Genomic DNA, 14,334 nt, shown 5'->3' with positions numbered 1-14,334 from the left:
GGCGCTCACGGGCCGAGGACCACCGCCGACTCGCCCGGCAGGTGGATCCGCCCGTCCGGACCGGGGTGTCCGAGGGGCTCCCAGGACGCCAGCACCCGCACCCCGTTGCGGCCCAGGGCGATCGTCACCGGCTCGGCGGAGAGGTTCACGGCCACCCGTACGTCACCCCGCCGGAAGGTGAGCCAGCGCCGCTCCTCGTCGTGCGCGACCCGGACCGCCGCCAGGTCCGGGTCGCGCAGGTCCGGATGGGTGCGGCGGAGCGCCACCAGGGTGCGGTACCAGTCCAGCAGCCGGGCGTGGACCGGCTGTTCGGGCTCCGACCAGTCCAGCACGGACCGGTCCCGGGTGGCCGGGTCCTGCGGGTCGGGGATCTCCTCGGCCTTCCAGCCGTGCGCCGCGAACTCCCGGCGCCGGCCGGACCGCACCGCCTCGGCGAGCTCCGGATCGGGGTGGTCGGTGAAGTACTGCCACGGGGTGCGCGCACCCCACTCCTCGCCCATGAACAGCATGGGCACGAAGGGCCCGGTCAGCGCCACCGCCGCCGCGCACGCCAGCAGTCCGGGGGAGAGCGAGTTCGAGAGCCGGTCGCCGAGCGCCCGGTTGCCGATCTGGTCGTGGGTCTGGGTGTAGCCGACGAACCGGTGTGCCGGGGTGCGGCGGTGGTCCACCGGCCGGCCGTGCGTGCGGCCCCGGAAGGACGACCAGGTCCCGTCGTGGAAGAACACCCGGGTCAGGGTCTTGGCCAGGGCGGCCAGCGGGGCCCGGGCGAAGTCGGCGTAGTAGGCCTGGGACTCACCGGTCAGCGCGCAGTGCAGGGCGTGGTGGAAGTCGTCGTTCCACTGGGCGTGCAGACCCGTGCCCCCGGCGGCGCGGGGCGTGGTGGTGCGCGGGTCGCACCGGTCGGACTCGGCGATCAGGAACAGCGGCCGGCCGGTCTCCGCGGCGAGCCCGTCGACGGCCGCGGACAGCTCCTCCAGGAAGGTCAGTGCCCGCCCGTCGGCGAGCGCGTGGACGGCGTCGAGCCGCAGCCCGTCGATCCCGTAGTCGCGCAGCCAGGCCAGGGCGCTTCCGACGAGGTAGGCGCGGACCTCGTCCGAGCCGGGCGCGTCCAGGTTCACCGCCGAGCCCCACGGGGTGTGGTGGGTGTCGGTGAAGTACGGGCCGAAGGCCGGGAGGTGGTTCCCGGAGGGCCCGAGGTGGTTGTGGACCACGTCGAGGACCACCCCCAGCCCGGCCGCGTGCGCGGCGGCCGTGAACCGGGCCAGGCCCGCCGGACCGCCGTAGGGCTCGTGCACCGCCCAGGGCGCGACCCCGTCGTAGCCCCAGCCGTGCCGGCCGGCGAAGGAGCACACCGGCATCAGCTCCACGTGCGTGACGCCGAGGGCGGTGAGGTGGCCGAGGCGGGCCGCGGCCGCGTCGAAGGTGCCCTCGGGGGTGAAGGTGCCGACGTGGAGCTCGTACAGGACCGCGTCCTGGAGCGGAACGCCGGGCGACGGGGCGCGCTGCGCGGCGAGGGCGCCGAAGTCGACCACGGCCGACAGGCCGTCGGGCCCGTCCGGCAGCCGCCGCCCGCGCGGGTCGGGCAGCGGGACGGTGTCCCCGTCCAGGAGGAAGCCGTAGCGGCTGCCGTCCCCCGCGGGGGCCTGCGCGGTCCACCAGCCGTCCCGTTCCGGGTCGCGCTCCATGGCGTACGTCGCGTCGTCGAGCCGCAGCGCGACCCGGCCCGTCAGCGGTGCCCACACCTCGAACTGCACGGGCGGTCCCCTCGTCTGTCGGCGGTGTCCAGCATGCTTATCGTGCCCATCATTCCGGGCGTGGCGGGGGAGTTCTGGACACTCCGCCCCCGACGGGCCGACAATCACCCTGTGACGTCGAGTTTCGAACTTCCTGCCTTCCCCGCGCCGCGGCTGTCGGACGCCGAGCGAGACCGTGCGCTGGGCCAGCTCAGGGAGGGCGCGGCCCTCGGCAAGCTGTCCCACGACACCTTCCTGCGCCGTATGGAACTCGCCCTGGTGGCCCGCCGTTCCGAGGACCTCGCGGTCCTGACCGCGGACCTCCAGACCAGGGAGGCCGCCGAAAGCCCGTGGACCCGTCGGCTGTTCGGCTGGGTCGGCCGCATCTCGGCGGTGTCCGCCGGGGTCCGGGGCGCCTGGGCCGCCGAGCGGCTGCCCAAACTGCTGCTGCCGCATCCGAGTGCCGCCGCCCTGCGGATCGGCCGCGACCCGGGCAACGGGCTGCGCCTCAGCCACGAGACCGTCTCGCGCATGCACGCGGAGCTGAGCCTGCGCGACGGGGTGTGGGTGCTCAAGGACCTCGGCTCCACGAACGGCACCACCGTCAACGGCCGCCGGGTGACGGGCTCCGCGGTCGTCCGCGACGGCGACCAGGTCAGCTTCGGCAACATGACCTTCCGCCTCTCATCGGGCTGACCCCCCTCGGGCTTCGGCTAGCCCCCTCGGGCCCCCCCGCGCCCCGCGGACCTCGTGACTGGAACGAGGGGGGCGGTTCGCGTCCACGACCGGGTCGGCGCCACCGCCCGCCCCACGTTCCGCTATGCCCTGCCCGCGGCGGCCTCGGCGGCCACGAGCCTGTCGTAGGCGGCCAGGACCGTACGCGACTGGTGCTCCACCTGCGTGGCCACCGGGATCCAGCGGGCCCCGAACCGGGCCGCGAACTCCTCGCACCACCCGGTGACGAGCCGGTCCAGGTCGGGCGCCGCCGGGTGCCCCTCGGCGCGCAGGACCCGCAGCAGCATCGCCGCCGCGCGCAGGGACAGCCGCCGCCCGAAGGCGTCGATGCTGGCGATGTACGCCGCCGTGGCCTCCGCGGGGGCGCCGGCGCCGGTCCACTCCGCGGTGATCCGGGGGATCAGCGCGAGCGTCCAGTCCACCGCGCGCAGCAGCGCAGCCGCGGCCGGGTCCTCGACGCCGGCCGGGCGGGTCCGGTTCCGGGCCCGTTCGCGGGCGGCGCCGACGAGCGCGGCGTCCGCCGTGAGCCGCGCCGCCAGCATCCGCAGGGCGCCGCGCGGGTCGGGGTGCGGGGCCGGATCGTCGACCAGGTCGGAGGCCCACATGGGGACTTCGACGATCGCGGTGGTGCCGTCGTAACGGTGGGCGTGGTACCAGGTGCTCAGCCGGGTGTCCTCCGGGTGGAACGCCCCGGCGGCCTCGCTGCCCGGCTGCGGGATCACGAAGATCCCCGGCCCGGGCGAGGGCCAGCCGGCGGCGTCCGAGGCGCCGTTCTCCACGGGGATCCGCAGGTCGGCGGCCGATTTCGCGAACGGCTCGGCGAGTCCGGGTATGTCCCGCGTGAGCTGCACCCAGGTACCGCCGAGATCGGTGGCGTGCAGCGAGACCTGCAGTACGGGCCGCAGCTCGTCGATGAGCGCGGTCAGCGCGAGGGTCTCCGGCGGCAGCCGGTCGGCGGGCAGTAAGGACGGCGCCCACTCGGGCTGTTCCGGCCCGGGCGGCCGGAAGAAGTACCGGTGGTAGTCCAGGAGCGTGTACGGGCGGGGCGTGCGGTGCAGGGCCGCGCCGTCCGGGTCGGCGCAGAGCAGGAAGTGCCAGCCGCAGCCGGCCCGGGGCGCCGGTTCCAGCAGCAGCCGGCGCGCGAGCGAGAGCGCCGTGGCGCCGCCGACGGGCTCGTTGGCGTGCGCTCCGGCGACGACGAGGACACTGCGGCCGGCCTCCCGTCCCGCCGCGCCGACCGGGCCGGCGTGGGGCGCAGCGCCGGCCGGGCCGGCCGCGTCCGCCGGCGGTGTCGCGGCGATCGACAGGACCCAGATCGGCTGCCCGGCCCGCGAGGTGCCGGCCTGGCGGAGTACGACCTCGCCGGGGTGTTCGTCCGCCAGCGCACGGGCGGCCAGCCCGAGTTCCGGCGGTGTGGGGTAGCACATGTCACGGAGGAGAGTCACAAGGGATGCCATGCCCGCCGGGCCCCCCGCCTACTGCTGTACGGGCCCCGCAGTTCCCCGGACCTTCGACGAAAGCCCTGGCCAAGGCTGCGCCGGGCCCGCGCACCGGAGGTGTCTCGTCGGTCGGGCCGGATCCGGGGAGCGGGGCACGCGAGCCCTGCGCGATCGGCACGGCGCCCCCCCGGTGCTGGTGCCGGCCCCGGCCGGCCAGGCTCAGGAAGACCTCGCCGAGTGCCTCGCGGTCTTCTCCCGCGTCCCCCCTTGACCGGCGGCGCCGGCGCCTTCGCCCACCTCCTACGGGACTCGACCGCCACGGGACCGGCCTGCGGCCGGACCTCAGCGGCGGAGCCAGACGCCCACCGGGCGGTCGTCCAGCAGGGCAGACACCTCCGCCGAACCGCTGTGGGCGGTACGGGGGCCCCGGTCCGGGAGCGGGGGGAGGACCGGAATCCACGTGCCCGGGGGGAGGTCGAGGCGGGTGCCGCGCCAGCCGCCCGCCGCCGTCAGGCGGTGGGACAGCCGGGTGGCCGCCACCAGCAGGCCCGGGGCCCGGGTGAAGGCCACCAGATGGTCCGCCGCCGGGCCGCGGGCCGCGACGGGGGCGTAACCCCGGAACAGCTCCGGCCGGTCCCGGCGCAGCCGCAGCAGCACCGCCGTCAGGGCCAGCTTCTCCTCGGCCGGGTCCCGCGGGACGGCTCCCGCGTCCAGCCGTGCCAGCGCCTCGCGCGGGAAGTGCGCCGGGCGCCGGTTGTCCGGGTCGACGAGCGCCCGGTACTCGGTCTCCGCACCCTGGTAGACCTCCGGGACGCCGGGCATCGCCAGGTGCAGCAGGGTCGTGCCGAGCAGGTTGGCGCGGGCCGCCTCCGCGAGCTCCTCAGGGAGGTCGAGCGGGGCAGGGGCGTAGCCGGGGACGCCCGCCTCGTACTCCTCGTCCGGGTCGGTCCAGCTGGTGTGCAGGGCGGCCTCGCGGGCGCCCTTGAGGAGGGCGTCGGCCATCCGGGGCACCGCCTCGGGGGCCCGGCCGAGGCCGAGGGCGGTCTGCCGGGCCGTCCACGCCAGGTGCGGGTCGCGGCCCGTCTTCCCCTCGGACGGGTCGTCGGGACCGGGCATCAGCTCCGGCGCCTGGGACAGCGCCGAGATCCGGGCCCGGACGTCCGCGCTGCGTTTGGTGTCGTGCGTGGACAGCACCGTGCCGCTCGCGGGCCAGTCCCGGGCCAGCGTCGCGCAGTACGCGTGGAACTCCTCCGGCGACACCGCCGGGCCGCCCGGCTCCCCGCCCACCTCGGTGGCCGACAGCAGCGGTGCGTACCGGTAGAAGGCCCGGTCCTCCAGGGACTTGGCCCGCAGGGCCGCCGAGGTCTGGGCGAAGCGGGCGGCGAAGACCGGATCCCGCAGCAGCAGCGCCCGTACGCCGGCCACCGCGGCCGGGCCCGCCGTCGCGGCGGCCCGCTCCACGGCCTGCGGCGGCAGCTCCGGTTCGCCGGGATAGGGCCGGTAGACGGGGAAGGCGATCAGCAACTCGCGCACTGCTTGCGCCAGTTCGGGTCCGGACCACCGCTCCAGCGTCGCCAGTTCCGCGGCCAGGTCCCCGGTCAGCACCTCGCGCGCGCAGGCCCGCGCCGTCTCCGGCCACGGTGGCAGACCGGTCGACTCCCCGTACCGGAAGGCCAGTTCGGCGGCGCCCACCGGATCGGTGAACACCCCGTCGACCCGGTGCAGCGCGTCGTACCCGGTGGTCCCCGCCACCGGCCAGCCGGCCGGCAGCCGCTCGTGGCGGGCCAGGATCTTCTCGACCACCACCCAGCAGCCGTCGCCCGCCGCGGCCCGCAGCCTGCCCAGGTACTCCTCCGGGTCAGCCAGACCGTCCACGTGGTCGATCCGCAGTCCCTGCGCGACGCCGTCGCGGACCAGCTCCAGCACCTTGGCGTGGGTGGCCGTGAACACCTCCGGGTCCTCCACCCGGACCCCGATCAGCTCCGAAATGGTGAAGAAGCGGCGGTAGTTGAGGGCGGACCCGGTCTCCCGCCACCACACGGGCCGGTACCACTGCGCGGCGAGCAGCTCCGGCAGCGGCAGCTCCTCGGTCCCCTCCCGGAGCGGGAACTCCTGCTCCCCGAGGCGCAGCACCGAGCCGTCGGCCCGCAGGTCGCAGGAGTCCACCGGGCCGGGGAGCAGCGGGAGGGCCACCCGGCCGCCGCCCGCTTCCCAGTCGATGTCGAACCAGCGTGCGTACGGGGAGCCGGGCCCGTCCCGCAGCACTTCCCACAGCGGCCGGTTCAGCCGCAGCGGGGTCGGCACCGCCATGTGGTTGGGCACGATGTCGAGGACCAGACCGAGCCCGTGCGCCCGGGCGGTGCCGGCCAGGGCCCGCAGGCCTGCCTCGCCGCCCAGCTCGGCCCGCACCCGGGAGTGGTCGGTGACGTCGTACCCGTGGGTGGATCCGGGCGCCGCCTCCAGGACGGGGGACAGGTGCAGGTGCGACACGCCGAGCGAGGCGAGGTGGGGCACGGCGGCCTCGGCGGCCGCGAACGGGAATTCCGGGCGTAGTTGGAGACGGTAGGTCGACGCCGGGGTGACAGGACTCGGAACATCAGATTCCGATGCGGGGGTCGGGCGCGGCTGGCTCATGAGAACGTACGTACCCAACCTGCCGGATTCCGTGCCATGACCCAATGCATCCGAGTGACTGCATCGCGTTAGTGTCGATCAAGTGCTTGGAACCGTCGACACCTATCGAAGAGTCATCGCCCTGACCGGGCCCCTCCTGCCGCTCGTCTCCTTCCTCGCCCGACTGCCCGTCGCGATGTCGCAGTTCGGAAGCTTCCTGCTGGTCGCCCGGACCAGCGGCTCCCTGGCCACCGCGGGCATCGTCGGCGGGGCCCTCTCCCTCGGCCAGGTCCTGTGCGGACCCCTCCTGGGCCGGCTCGCCGACCGGCACGGACAGCGGCCCGTCGTCCTGACCGCCGCCGCGGTCAACGCCGTCGCCACCGCCGCCCTGGTCGCCGGTGCGCTCACCCACCTCGCGACGCTCCCGCTCGCCGCGATCGGAGCCCTCACCGGGGCCTCCGTGCCGCTGATCGGGCCGCTCGCACGGACCCGCTCCGTCGCGCTCGCGCACCGCGCCGAGGCCGACGAGGGCGTCGTGGGCGCCGTCCACGCCCTCGAAGGCACCCTGGACGAAGTGTCCTTCGTCTTCGGGCCCGCACTGGTCGGGCTCGCCGCGCTGGTCGCGCACCCCGCCTTCGCCCTGGCCGCCGCGGCCGGACTCGTCGCCGTCTTCGGCAGCGCCTTCGCCCTGCACCCGACCGCCTCCGCCACCCCCGGGGCCCCGGCGCGGGAACGACGGGCGGGCGTCCGGATCCGGACGCCCGCCGTGGTGCACGCCGTACGGGGCTCCCTCGCCCTCCAAGGTGTGATGTTCGGCGCCTGCCAGGCCGGCATCACCGCGCTGACCATCCGCCTCGGCGTCCCCGACCAGGCCGCCGTCGTCTACTCCGCGATGGGCGTCGTCAGCGCCGCCGTCGGCCTCGCGCTCGGCGGGCTGCCCGCCCGCTTCGGACTGCGGCTGCGCTGGCGCGTGGCGACCGGCGCCGCCCTCGTGCTGTCGGCGCCCCTGCTCGTCACGGACGGACTGTGGCCGCTGTACGCGGTCGTCACCGTCCTCGGGGCCGCCTACGCGCCCCACCTGATCACCGCGTTCGCGCTGACCGAGCGGGCGGTGGACCCGGCCCGGCTGGCCACCGCCATGGCCTTCGCCGCCAGCAGCCTGGTCGCCGGGCAGGCCGTCGCCCTCGTCGTCTCCGGCCGCCTCGCGGAGCGGTACGGTCCCGGCGGGGCCTTCGCCGTGGCCGTGGGGGCGGCCGCGCTCTGCCTGACCCTCGCCCTCGTCACCCGCGTGCCCGCGGCCCGTACGCCCGCGGCGGCAGCCGCGGACGCCGTCGGCGCCGCAGCCGCCGCCGAGGCGGCAGACGCTGTCGCCGACGGGACCGGTGGGGCGGGCCGGCACCCGGCCCAGGGCCCCGCCTACGCCGGCCGCTGAAGCACCACCAGGCACCGCCCCGTCAGTGCCACCCGGTCGCCGGCCGCGTACTGCGGCCCGGTGCCGGGTGGCAGCACGTCCGCCCGGGAGGTGTCCACCACCAGCCGCCACTGCGCGCCGTGCCCCGGCGGAACGGTGAACTCCTGCGGCTCGGCACCCGCGTTGAACATCAGCAGGAACGAGTCGTCGGTGATCCGCTCGCCGCGGCTGCCCGGCTCGGAGATCGCCTCCCCGTTGAGGAACACGGTCAGCGCCCGCGCGTGCTGCGCCTGCCAGTCCCGGGCCCGCATCTCCTCCCCGTGCGGGGTGAACCAGGCGATGTCGGAGAGCTCGTCGTGCGTGCCCTCCACCGGCCGGCCGTGGAAGAACCGGCGCCGGCGGAACACCGGGTGGTCGCGCCGCAGCCACACCATCTGCCGCGTGAACTCCAGCAGCGAGGGCGCCGGTTTGCCGGGCTCCGGCCAGCCCACCCACGACAGTTCGTTGTCCTGGCAGTAGGCGTTGTTGTTGCCGCCCTGGGTCCGCCCGAACTCGTCGCCGTGACTGAGCATCGGCACCCCCTGCGACAGCAGCAGGGTGGCCGTGAAGTTGCGCATCTGCCGTTCGCGCAGGGCCAGGACCTCCGGATCCTCGGTCGGCCCCTCCACCCCGCAGTTCCAGGAGCGGTTGTGGCTCTCGCCGTCCCGGTTGCCCTCCCGGTTGGCCTCGTTGTGCTTGTCGTTGTACGAGACGAGGTCGTGCAGGGTGAACCCGTCGTGGCAGGTGGTGAAGTTGATGGAGGCGAGCGGCCGTCGCCCGTCGTCCTGGTAGAGGTCCGAGGAGCCGGTCAGCCGCCCCGCGAACTCCGCGAGCGTGCGCGGCTGCCCGCGCCACAAGTCCCGCACGGTGTCGCGGTACTTGCCGTTCCACTCCGTCCACAGCGGGGGGAAGTTGCCCACCTGGTAGCCGCCCTCGCCCAGGTCCCACGGCTCCGCGATCAGCTTCACCTGGCTGACCACCGGGTCCTGCTGGACCAGGTCGAAGAACGACGACAGCCGGTCCACCTCGTGGAACTGCCGGGCCAGCGTGGCCGCGAGGTCGAAGCGGAAGCCGTCCACGTGCATCTCGGTGACCCAGTAGCGCAGCGAGTCCATGATCAGCTGGAGCACGTGCGGGGAGCGCATCAGGAGGGAGTTCCCGGTGCCCGTGGTGTCCATGTAGTGCCGCGGGTCCTCCGACAGCCGGTAGTAGGAGGCGTTGTCCAGCCCGCGGAAGGACAGCGTGGGGCCGAGGTGGTTTCCTTCGGCGGTGTGGTTGTAGACGACGTCGAGGATCACCTCGATCCCCGCCTCGTGCAGGGCCCGCACGGCCGACTTGAACTCCAGCACCTGCTGGCCGCGGTCGCCCGAGGCGTAGCCGTTGTGCGGGGCGAAGAAGCCGATGGTGTTGTAGCCCCAGTAGTTGCTCAGCCCGTCGTTGACCAGCCGGTGGTCGTTGACGAACTGGTGCACCGGCATCAGCTCCAGCGCCGTGACCCCCAGCTTGGTGAGGTGCCCGATGACCGCCGGATGGGCGAGCGCCCCGTACGTCCCGCGCAGCTCCTCGGGCAGGTCCGGATGGCGCATGGTCAGACCCTTGACGTGGGCCTCGTACAGCACCGTGTGGTGGTACTCGTGCCGCGGCGGCCGGTCGTTGGCCCAGTCGAAGTACGGATTGACCACCACCGAGCTCATCGTGTGCGGGGCGGAGTCGAGGTCGTTGCGGGAGTCGGGGCGGCCGAAGTGGTAGCCGTACACCGCCTCGTTCCAGTCCACCCGGCCGCTGATGGCCCGCGCGTACGGGTCCAGCAGGAGCTTCGCCGCGTTGCAGCGGCGGCCGCGCTCGGGCTCGTAGGGGCCGTGCACGCGGAAGCCGTAGCGCTGCCCGGGCATGATCCCGGGCAGGTACGCGTGGCGGACGAAGGCGTCCGTCTCGCGCAGTTCGACGGCGGTTTCGGACCCGTCGTCGTGGAGGAGGCACAGCTCGATGCGGCGGGCGGCTTCCGAATAGACGGCGAAGTTGGTCCCGGCGCCGTCGTACGTCGCGCCGAGGGGATACGCCTGTCCTGGCCAGACCTGCATAGACAACGACTCTTCCCTCGGTGTCGAAGACGTCCCGGATGATCCGGCGTGGACCGCGTCACTGCCAGATCTTCCCCGAAAGAGGGCCCCCAAGCGCGTACTTGGGAGTGGTCCTACCGGGTGACCCGCAGACCCGACAGTCGGGTCAGCGGACTGTCCTCGCATCGGATAATGGGTCAATGGACGGTCCGTGTGCGGGCCATCGGGCTGCACCGGGCCGCGCGCGCGGGATACCCTTCCGTGATCACTGGAGACGGGCGTCCAGACGCAGAAGGCGGTGCACGGGTGAGCTCGGGAGGTCTGGAGCTGCCCCCTGGTGACAGCAGTCACGAGGGTGGCCCGGCGGACGCCCCAGGTGGTGTCCCCGGCGGGGCGCCGACGGGGCTCCCGGCAGGGGCGGTCTCCCTGGCGGGCGGGCCGGCGGAGGCCGGGAGCGCCGGGGCCGGTGCCGAACTGGACTGGGGTGCGGAGGCCTGGAGCGAGGTCCGCACGCGGGCCCAGCGGGCGGGCCGGGCGTACATCTGGCTCAACCTGATCGAACAGCGGCTGCGGTCGGTGGTCGGTGCGGTGCTGCGGCCCATCTACGAACCGGTCCACGGCGACGACTGGGTCGTCGCGGCCGCCGGTCCCGCCGGGCAGGAATGGGTCCAGCGGGCCGTCGCCGTCCGCGAGGTCAGCCGGCGCAAGGGCTACCTGCTCGACTCCGCCGACGACAACGTGCTGAGCTTCCTGACCCTGCCCCAGCTGCGGGAGCTGATGGTCCAGCACTGGCCCTGCTTCGAGCCGTACTTCGACGACCGGCGCGAGATCGAGCTGGCCCTGGACGAGCTGGAGGTCACCCGCAACGTCGTCTCCCGCAACCGGGCCCTGTCCCGGCCGGTGCTGGAGCAGGCGGAGCGGGCCTCGGCGCGGCTGCTGGAGGTGCTGGGCGGGGGCTCCGGCAGCCCCGCCGCGGACCGGCTGCCGATCGACGCCGTCGAGGACCTCGTGGGCGACCGGTACGCCGACGTCGTCTCCGTCCACCCCGACCGGGTACGCCTCCAGCGCAACCTGCCGGCGGAGGACCTCTTCGGTGGCGCGCGACGGCTCGACGCCATCGGCATAGGGCTCAACCTGCTGGTGCAGAACTTCTCGGGGCGAAGACTCGTGCGGCTGACGGAGGCCGGCTGCCGGGTGCGGCTGCTGTTCCTGAATCCGGCGAGCAGCGCGGTCAAACGGCGCGAACGGGAGCTGGGGCTGCGCAAGGGGGAGCTGAGCCGCTCGGTGGAGATGAACATCCTTCACGTGCGGCGCGTCCGGGCGGGGCTGCGGGACCCCTCGCGCTTCGAGATCCACGTGTTCGACGAGACGCCGCGCTTCACCGCCTATCTGGTGGAGGGCCAGGCCTCGGGCATCGCGGTGGTCCAGTCGTACCTGCGGCGGGCACGGGGGATGGAATCGCCGGTGCTGGTGCTGCGGGGCGGCGGCCGGGGCGTGCCCAAGGACGCGGACCACGGGCTGTTCGCGACGTACCGGGAGGAATTCGAGTCGATGTGGGGGGACTCACGTCCCGTGTCGTGAGCGCCGCCTCCACCGCCGCAGGGGCCCGTCGTCGGGCCTGTCAGTGGCCCGTGGCAGGCTGAAACCCGTTGACCGAAGGTGTACGGGGGAGGGACGAGGGGTGGAGGACCAGCGCGGTACGGGGGGCTGGCACGGCCGGGTGCTGATCGGGTTCGACCTGGAGACGACCGGCACGGAGCCGGGCGAGTCCAGGATCGTGACGGCTGCCGTGGTCGAGGTGCGCGGCGGTGCGGTGCACGAACGGCGCGGCTGGCTCGCGGATCCGGGGATACCGATCCCGGAAGGGGCCTCGGCCATCCACGGGATCAGCACCGAGCGGGCCGTCGCCGAGGGCCGCCCGGTGCGGGAGGTCGCCGACGAGGTCGCGCAGGCGCTGGTCGCGCACTGGCGCGGGGGAGCGGTCGTCGTCGCGTACAACGCGGCCTTCGACCTCACCCTGCTCAGCGCCGAACTGGCCCGGCACGGGCTGCCGTCGCTCGCCGACCGGCTGGGGGGCGAGGAGACCGGCCCGGTGGTGGACCCGCTGACCATCGACCGCGCCGTGGACCGCTTCCGGCGCGGCAAGCGGACCCTGGAGGCGGTCTGCGGGGTGTACGGGGTCACGCTGGAGGAGGCGCACGACGCCGGCGCGGACGCACTGGCCGCGGTCCACGTGGCCCGCGCGATAGCCCAACGGCACCCGCAGGTCGCCGAGCTGACCCCGGCGGACCTGCACGCCCGACAGGGCACCTGGCACGCCCGCTGGGCCCGGGACTTCCAGTCCTACCTCCGCCGCCAGGGCACCCCGGACGCGGTCATCGACACGGCGTGGCCGCTGCGCACCCTGATCCCCGCCTGACGGGCCGGCGAGGGGTACGCCGGCGGGCCCGCGCGGACACCCCCTGGGGGGTGTCCGGCGGGTCAAGGTGGGACACCCCCTAGCGGGCGAGGAACGGAGCCAGGGCCGCCGTGAGTTCGGCGGGGGCGTCCAGGGCGATGAGGTGGGCGGCCGCGGGGAACTCGACCAGGGTGGCGCCGGGGATCTCGGCGGCGTAGCGCCGTGCGATGTCCTGGAAGTCGGCCACGTCGAGCGCGCCGACGCCGACCAGGGTGGGGACCTCGATCCCGGACAGGTCGCCCCGCACCACGCCCTGGGAGTGCTCGCCGACGACGTCCTGGTTCACCAGCGACGTGCGGATCGGCTCGCGGAGCCGGTCGGCCAGCCCCGGGGCGACGTCGCCCCAGGTGCGGGCCGGGCCGCGCACCCACATGTCGAGGTTCGTGGCGACGGCGGCGTCCAGGTCGCCCGCGGCGAGGGCCGCGGTCTCCGCCTCGTCGTAGGCGATCATCCCCGCGCCCCAGCCGTATCCCGGCCACGGCGCGGCCAGCAGCGCGAGGGAGTGCACCCGGTCCGGGTGGGTGAGGGTGAAGTCCACCGCCACGCGGCCGCCCCACGACGCGCCGACGAGCCGGACGCGGTCGTGCCCGAGGTGGTCCAGCAGCCGGCGCAGATCGTCGGTCTCGGCGAACGGGCCGCTCGGCGGAGCGGACTGCCCGAAGCCGCGCAGGTCGTAGCGGATGACGGTGTACCGCTCCGCGAGGGCGGGCACGATCGCGTCCCACATGCGGTGGTCGGCGATACCGGCGTGCACCAGGACGACGGGCGGCCCGTCGCCGGTGACGACGTAGGAGAGGTGTCCGAGGTCGTCGGAGAGTGTGATCATCCGCAGATGTTCGCAGGTCCGCGACCTGCCCACCACCCCTCAGAAGGAGTGCCACCGCGTGTGCGGATCGCCCGCGCGCAGGGAGGCGACCCGGCGGTGGAACTCGGTACGGGCGGACGCGTCGTGGGGGGCGTGCTGGGCCACCCAGGCGCAGCTCGCCGTTTCGCGGGCGCCGCGCAGGACCGCGCAGCCCTCCCAGTCGCGGACGTCCCACCCGTACGCCGAGGTGAAGGCCTCGTACTGCGCTGCGGGCAGGCCGTACCGGTCGCGGGACAGGGCCATCACCACCAGGTCGTGTTCGCGCAGGTCGGCCGATACGGTCTCCAGGTCGACCAGGACCGGGCCGTCCGGGCCCACGTGGACGTTGCGCGGCAGGGCGTCGCCGTGGACCGGGCCCGGGGGCAGGTGCGGGGTCAGGGCGGCGACCTCGTCCGCGTGGGCGTCCCGCCGGGAGCGCAGGTACGCCGCGTCGGCCGGGTCGACGCTGTCCCCGGCCAGCCGCAGCCAGCGCTCGACCCCGCCCAGCAGGTCCCGCGGCGGCAGGGCGAACGGCGGTGCGGGCAGGGCGTGGACGGCCCGCAGCAGCACCGCCAGGTCCTCGGGCCCGGCGGCCCGCACCGCGTCCGGGAGCCGGTGCCACAGGGTCAGCGGGTGTCCACCCACGAGCCGCGGCTTCGGTTCGGCCGCACGGACCGCGGGGACGCCCGACGCGGCGAACCAGTCGGCCACCGCGAGTTCGCGCTCGGCCCGCTCCAGCAGCGCGGCCTCCCGGCCGACCTTGACCACCAGGTCGCCGACGGCGAACACGGCGTTCTCGCCGAGGGCGAGCAGCACGGGCTCCGGGGCTCCGGCCGCGGTTCCGGCCCCGGCCGCGGTTCCGGCCCCGGCCGCGGTTCCGGCCCCGGCCGCGGATCCGGCTCCGGCCGCGGATCCGGCCCCGGATCCGGCCCCGGCCTCGGAGTCGGTGAGGCCCGCCGCTCTCAGTACGTCCCTCGCCCGCGCTTCGTCCATGCCGTTGTT

10 protein-coding genes are annotated in these 14,334 nt (G+C 74.9%); 4 read left to right on the top strand and 6 right to left on the bottom strand.

Annotation, left to right across the window (positions count from 1 at the left end):
• Positions 1 to 5: 5 nt before the first annotated feature.
• Positions 6 to 1,754: a malto-oligosyltrehalose trehalohydrolase gene (gene treZ, locus AC2RP6_RS10990; protein ID WP_486446062.1), complete on the bottom strand. Its 1,749-nt coding sequence runs from the start codon at positions 1,752 to 1,754 to the stop codon at positions 6 to 8.
• A gap of 111 nt (positions 1,755 to 1,865) precedes the next feature.
• Between treZ and AC2RP6_RS10985 the strand changes: the two genes are divergently transcribed.
• Positions 1,866 to 2,429, top strand: coding sequence for a DUF1707 and FHA domain-containing protein (locus AC2RP6_RS10985; RefSeq protein ID WP_486446061.1), 564 nt, complete (start codon positions 1,866 to 1,868; stop codon positions 2,427 to 2,429).
• 122 nt (positions 2,430 to 2,551) lie between these two features.
• Here the strand turns inward: AC2RP6_RS10985 and AC2RP6_RS10980 are convergent, their stop codons facing one another.
• Both AC2RP6_RS10980 and treY read right to left on the bottom strand, forming a co-directional pair.
• Positions 2,552 to 3,895: a M14 family zinc carboxypeptidase gene (locus AC2RP6_RS10980; RefSeq protein ID WP_486446060.1), complete on the bottom strand. Its 1,344-nt coding sequence runs from the start codon at positions 3,893 to 3,895 to the stop codon at positions 2,552 to 2,554.
• Positions 3,896 to 4,249: 354 nt separating this feature from the next.
• Positions 4,250 to 6,541 carry a malto-oligosyltrehalose synthase gene (gene treY / locus AC2RP6_RS10975; RefSeq protein ID WP_486446059.1) on the bottom strand — a complete coding sequence of 764 codons (2,292 nt, stop codon included), beginning with the start codon at positions 6,539 to 6,541 and terminating at the stop codon, positions 4,250 to 4,252.
• A gap of 82 nt (positions 6,542 to 6,623) precedes the next feature.
• On the opposite strand from treY, the gene AC2RP6_RS10970 reads away from it, so the two are divergent.
• Complete coding sequence (locus AC2RP6_RS10970) at positions 6,624 to 7,952, top strand: MFS transporter (protein WP_486446058.1); 1,329 nt, start codon at positions 6,624 to 6,626, stop codon at positions 7,950 to 7,952.
• Here the strand turns inward: AC2RP6_RS10970 and glgX are convergent.
• A complete protein-coding gene (gene glgX / locus AC2RP6_RS10965; RefSeq protein WP_486450290.1) occupies positions 7,937 to 10,051 on the bottom strand; it encodes a glycogen debranching protein GlgX in 2,115 nt (704 codons plus the stop codon). The genes AC2RP6_RS10970 and glgX overlap by 16 nt on opposite strands.
• Before the next feature lie 285 nt (positions 10,052 to 10,336).
• Here glgX and AC2RP6_RS10960 point away from each other — a divergent pair, with 285 nt between their 5' ends.
• Both AC2RP6_RS10960 and AC2RP6_RS10955 read left to right on the top strand, forming a co-directional pair.
• On the top strand, positions 10,337 to 11,611 hold the full coding sequence (locus tag AC2RP6_RS10960; protein ID WP_486446057.1) for an SAV2148 family HEPN domain-containing protein: 1,275 nt from the start codon (positions 10,337 to 10,339) through the stop codon (positions 11,609 to 11,611).
• A gap of 100 nt (positions 11,612 to 11,711) precedes the next feature.
• Entirely contained in the window at positions 11,712 to 12,449 is a 738-nt protein-coding gene (locus tag AC2RP6_RS10955; RefSeq protein WP_486446056.1) for an exonuclease domain-containing protein, read from the top strand.
• Between the two features lie 79 nt (positions 12,450 to 12,528).
• On the opposite strand, the gene AC2RP6_RS10950 is transcribed toward AC2RP6_RS10955, so the two are convergent.
• Together AC2RP6_RS10950 and AC2RP6_RS10945 are read right to left on the bottom strand one after the other, a co-directional pair.
• Entirely contained in the window at positions 12,529 to 13,314 is a 786-nt protein-coding gene (locus tag AC2RP6_RS10950; RefSeq protein WP_486446055.1) for an alpha/beta fold hydrolase, read from the bottom strand.
• 39 nt (positions 13,315 to 13,353) lie between these two features.
• Positions 13,354 to 14,325: a phosphotransferase enzyme family protein gene (locus AC2RP6_RS10945; RefSeq protein ID WP_486446054.1), complete on the bottom strand. Its 972-nt coding sequence runs from the start codon at positions 14,323 to 14,325 to the stop codon at positions 13,354 to 13,356.
• Positions 14,326 to 14,334: the final 9 nt, after the last annotated feature.

This window comes from Streptomyces sp. WAC03905, from assembly GCF_057371075.1.
Note: the sequence above shows the minus strand (reverse complement) of the source record. Positions and strands in the feature narration are given on the sequence as shown.

Bases quoted from the DNA above. Each gene is read 5' to 3' on its own strand.
- AC2RP6_RS10980 (WP_486446060.1), bottom strand. From the start codon at position 3,895: ATGTGCTACCCCACACCGCCGGAACTCGGGCTGGCCGCCCGTGCGCTG.
- treY (WP_486446059.1), bottom strand. From the start codon at position 6,541: ATGAGCCAGCCGCGCCCGACCCCCGCATCGGAATCTGATGTTCCGAGT.
- glgX (WP_486450290.1), bottom strand. From the start codon at position 10,051: ATGCAGGTCTGGCCAGGACAGGCGTATCCCCTCGGCGCGACGTACGAC.
- AC2RP6_RS10950 (WP_486446055.1), bottom strand. From the start codon at position 13,314: ATGATCACACTCTCCGACGACCTCGGACACCTCTCCTACGTCGTCACC.
- AC2RP6_RS10945 (WP_486446054.1), bottom strand. From the start codon at position 14,325: ATGGACGAAGCGCGGGCGAGGGACGTACTGAGAGCGGCGGGCCTCACC.